General features: G+C 71.3%; 4 protein-coding genes and 1 tRNA gene. 1 reads left to right on the top strand and 4 read right to left on the bottom strand.

What is annotated here, in order from left to right:
- The 3 genes from AC5LSR_RS02000 to AC5LSR_RS01990 form a co-directional block, all read right to left on the bottom strand.
- On the bottom strand, positions 1 to 1,042 hold a 1,042-nt coding region (locus AC5LSR_RS02000), incomplete at its 3' end, for a PaaX family transcriptional regulator (protein ID WP_493468089.1).
- Positions 1,043 to 1,179: 137 nt separating this feature from the next.
- Positions 1,180 to 1,566, bottom strand: a complete 387-nt coding sequence (locus AC5LSR_RS01995; protein WP_493464497.1) for a winged helix-turn-helix transcriptional regulator — start codon at positions 1,564 to 1,566, stop codon at positions 1,180 to 1,182.
- Positions 1,567 to 1,985: 419 nt separating this feature from the next.
- Positions 1,986 to 2,285 (bottom strand): P-loop NTPase family protein, encoded by a 300-nt coding sequence (locus tag AC5LSR_RS01990; RefSeq protein WP_250282408.1) that lies wholly within the window; start codon positions 2,283 to 2,285, stop codon positions 1,986 to 1,988.
- 289 nt (positions 2,286 to 2,574) lie between these two features.
- Between AC5LSR_RS01990 and AC5LSR_RS01985 the strand changes: the two genes are divergently transcribed.
- Positions 2,575 to 2,647 (top strand) — tRNA-Asn (locus tag AC5LSR_RS01985).
- Positions 2,648 to 3,463: 816 nt separating this feature from the next.
- Here AC5LSR_RS01985 and AC5LSR_RS01980 read toward each other — a convergent pair.
- Positions 3,464 to 4,322, bottom strand: an 859-nt coding sequence (locus tag AC5LSR_RS01980) for a PDR/VanB family oxidoreductase (protein WP_493468088.1), incomplete at its 5' end; no start/stop codon positions are given.

Raw genomic sequence — 4,322 nt, 5'->3', positions numbered from 1 at the left:
GGCCGTGCGCCGGCACGGGCGTGGGCCAGCCGGCGGCGGCACGGCCGACCGTGTGGTGGCGGACGAGGCCGGCGAGCTCCGGGGCGAACGAGAAGATCACCTGCCGTACCCGGTCGACGGCGAACGGCGCGAGCTCGTCGTATACCTCCGCGAAGACAGCGTGCGCCCGCGCCCGCGGCCACTGGGGCGGCAGCAGCTTCAGCGGCAGGTCCGGGTCGAGGCCGGGGAAGCGCCGCCAGGCGTCCAGGAGCGCGGTCCGGGCCACCAGCGCCTCCGCCGGGTCCACGTCGGCGGCCCGGATCCGTCCGAGCAGGGGGGTGTGGGTGCCGATGAAGTCCTCGTAACGGGCGCGCAGCTCGGTCAGGTCCCACGCCTCGATCGGACGTCTGGGGCTGGCCGCCACGGCCATCGCGCTCATCCCGGCTGTCCCGGCCGTCCTGACCGCCCCGGTCGCCCCGGCCGCGTCGATCGCCTCGGCCGCGTCGATCGCCTCGGCCGCCGTCAGGACCGTCGCGTTGGGCACGCCGAGCTCGGCGAACATCCGGATGGCCGCCTCCGTCTCCTGCCGGGGGGAGACCCACATGCCGTCGTAGAGCGGCGCGAAGCCCAGCCAGCGCAGCCTGTTGCGAACGGTATGGCGGATGTCACGCTGCTCCTCCGGCAGCGAGAAGGCGGCGACGACCCACCGGCCGTCCCACCCGGCGCCGGCCTGCCCGAACGACAGGACGCGCACGGCGCTGTCCTGCAGCGCCTCGGCCGCCTGGCCGGTCAGGCCGTAGTAGGTGTTGCGGCCGACCCGGGAGGACGCCAGCAGCCCACGGCGCGCGAGCCGGCTGAGCGCCGCGCGCGCGCCGACCGTCGAGATATCGAAGTCCGCCAGCAGGCGCACCAGCGCCGCGGACGGGATGTGCTCCTCGCGCCCGTGCCAGTAGTCGCCGAGCAGGGTCATGAGCAGACGTTGCGGCTGGGCGCCGAGCCGGAAGCGCGGAAGATCGGCTCTGGGCGAATGGCCCCGGGTGACAACGGGTCCGGTGATTACCACGGAAGACGATATTACGAGCCGATACATCCGGAGCCGCCATGCGCCGGTATGTCGGACCGGCAGGCCAGACAGGCCCCGAACCCGTCGGGCGGCCGGGCAGGGCGGGAAGACCAGGCGGGAAAGTGGCTGGCGTCTCGTCACGGCTCCCCGCGGCCGCGGGTCGCCGACCCCCGCGGCACCCGCCCACGCGGGCTGAGCCGGGACCACTGGCGCGCCCAGCCGTCAAGGGGCTCGAGCGCGCCCTGCAGGCGCCGCCCGTGGGCACTCAGCCGGTAGTCACCGGCCTCGTCCACCTCGATGATCCCGGCCTCCCGCAGCTCGCGCAGCCGCTGGGACAGGTGCGGCTCGGTGGCGTCCAGCCGCGTCACAAGGGAGCGGAACGCCGCCGGCCCGTCCCGCAGGGCCCAGAACACCGGCAGCGCGTGCCGCCTGCCCAGCAGGCCGATCACCTCGGCCAGCGCGGCCACGCCCTGGGATCCCGCGTCCGCTCGCGCACCGTCACGTGCCATACCACCCGCCGCCATGGACATCATCACATATTGCTACTCAACGTGACGTATGACATCACATGTTGCATGACGCATCGTCACATAGAAAATCACACATTGTGATTATGCATGTCACATACTGTCATATGGTGCGCCGCATGCTGTCACGCGCCATGTCGCGCACCGTCACGGGTCATCGCCAGCGCCAGCCGCTCCCCCGGGCCCGCTCCGCACGCGTACACCGCCCGGACGGAACGCGCCCGCCCCGGCAGGCCCATCCAGGCACGGCAGGCCGCCCGCGATGCCGCCCGCGCGCGACATGCCGCCCGCGCGTCCGCGGCCAGGACGGACCTGGCTGGGACAGCCACCGCCCGTGGCGGCCGGTCCGGCATCCGCCTGCCTGCCCGGGGACGAGCTGGCGCCAGGCCCGACGGGCGTCCGGTCGCGTGGGCGGGTCAGGGCGTACGGATCGCCCCGGAACCGTTCGGGCTGTGCGCCCCGGCCGCGCTGGCGAAGGTGCCGGCGGCCGGCGCCGCCCGCTCGCCCCGGCCGGTGACGCTCCCGAGCGTCCGGCGAGCCCGCTCCAGCAGGCTGCCCGCCTGCGCCGAGACGACCCCGGCCGCGCTCTGCACCTCCGGGCGCTCCCGGACCGCGCGCGCCTGACGCATGATCGCGTCGTAGTGCTCCCGGCCCGCGCGGGCCCCCAGCACGTAGCCGAGCCCGAAACCGACGATGAAACCGGGTCTGACGTGCATGCTGCCTCCCGCTCGGTGTCACTGTGCACTCTTGCCGGCCTTCGCGGACACATGAACGCTCATGGCCGCCCACACCCGCGCCCGATCGTCATCCCACACCCGGCGGCCGCCGTCACCGGACAACGACGGGCAGGCGCCCGCAACCATGACCATCCTGCCCGAGCGGCCGCGCGCCGACGGTCAACCAGCCGACCGACCCGTGTTTCCTACCCCCTCGAACCATCCGCGCGAACCTCAGGTAACCTTGCCCAGTCAGATGCTCCCGGCGCTATCGTCTGGAGCATCGCGGTCCCGCGTAGCTCAATTGGCAGAGCGTCCGGCTGTTAACCGGCAGGTTACAGGTTCGAGTCCTGTCGCGGGAGCATAGGCCCAGGTCAGAGGCTTGAAACCTTAAGTGATCATCTTAACGGTGACACTTTGGCCGCCAGCCCTACCCCATCCGACCATCGAAGATCGATGATCTTCGCTTGCCTCACGATCCGATCAGCAGGGCTTCGCACCGCCCAAGGCGCCACCCCACTCGAGTGACGTGGATCACAGAGCCATTCGCGGCAGGCGATCTTAACTTCTGGTCCGCGGATCCTCAGGCGATCGAGGAGGGTGCCAAGCGCCCACATGATGGCGAGGGCGGTGAGACTCGCCGCGAGCCTCACCGCCCCGGCTGTCAGGACTCATGGAACCCCGTGTTCGCGGCGATGACGCATCCGACCAGGGCGGCACTTTGGACAGGCGCACAAACGTGCGACGTGTCCGACATACGCATCCTGGACGATGCGCACATCGCGCGGTTCGCCCACCCAGCCCGTGGTGTGCGGCCGGCGGAAAGGAAGGACCATCGGATCCTGATATCCGGCGGACGCGCACAGCAGCGACGCCGGTGGGGCCACCGGCGATTCCGTGGAATGTCGACGGCACCCTGCTGTCGCCGGCGGGCCATCTTGCCCGCGATGTTTTGGACCCGGCGGGCCATATTGCCCGTAATATTTTGGACGCTGTCGAACTCGACGAAAGAACGGGCCCTGAAATCGCGTGTCCGCTGGTGGGATCTGCCAGCGGAAAACCTGCCCGGCGAGGATCCGGCCGAGGCGGTGGCCGTGTCCGTCGGCCGTGTCCGTCGAATGCCGCCGACCGAACTTCCACGGCATGTGGGCGTCGCGCGGTGGCCAGGGCGGGCGTGGTCAGACGTCGAGGACGAGTCGTGCGCCGCGTGCGCGGGAGCAGCACACCATCATCACGGTGTTGGCGGTGCGCTCCTCCTCGGTCAGGAGCGAGTCCCGGTGGTCGACCGTGCCCTCCAGCACCTTGGTTTCGCAGGTGCCGCACACGCCCTCGCCGCATGAGGTGGCGATGTGGATGCCCTGGTCGGCGAGCGCGTCCAACACGGAAACGCCAGGGGGAACGATCACGGTGACACCGGAGCGCTCGGCCACGACCTCGAAGGGCCGGTCGCCCGTGTCGTCGGCCTCGACCGGAGCGAAGCGCTCGACGTGCAGTGTCCCGGGTGGCCAGGAACGGCACGCCCGGTCGACCTCCCTGAGCAGCGGTTCTGGTCCGCAGCAGTAGACCGCGGTCCCGATCCGCGGTTGGCCCAGCGCCGCCGGGATGTCGATGAGCCCGGTCTCGTCCTGGGGTGCGATGCTCACGCGCTCACCCCTGCCCTCGAGCTCGCGCAGAAAGGCCATCGACTCGCGGGACCTGCCGCCGTAGGTCAGCCGCCAGTTCTGGTTCTCCCGGCGCTCCAGCTCCCGGACCATGGCGATGATCGGCGTGATCCCGATGCCGCCGGCTATGAGGACGTACCGTTGCGCGGCCGCGAGTGGAAACCTGTTTCGCGGGCCCCGGACCTGAATCACGTCGCCTTCGCGGATGTTGTCGTGGATCCAGGCCGATCCGCCACGGCCGTCGGGCGCGTTGAGCACCGCGATGCTCCAGGCCCCGTCACTGCCGCACAGGGAGTACTGGCGTGCGCGTCCCTCGGGCAGCAGCAGATCGATGTGTGCGCCGGCCTGCCAGCCGGGGAGGGCGGCGCCGGAGGGG

The organism is Protofrankia sp. CiP1_Cm_nod4, from assembly GCF_982290645.1.
Note: the sequence above shows the minus strand (reverse complement) of the source record. Positions and strands in the feature narration are given on the sequence as shown.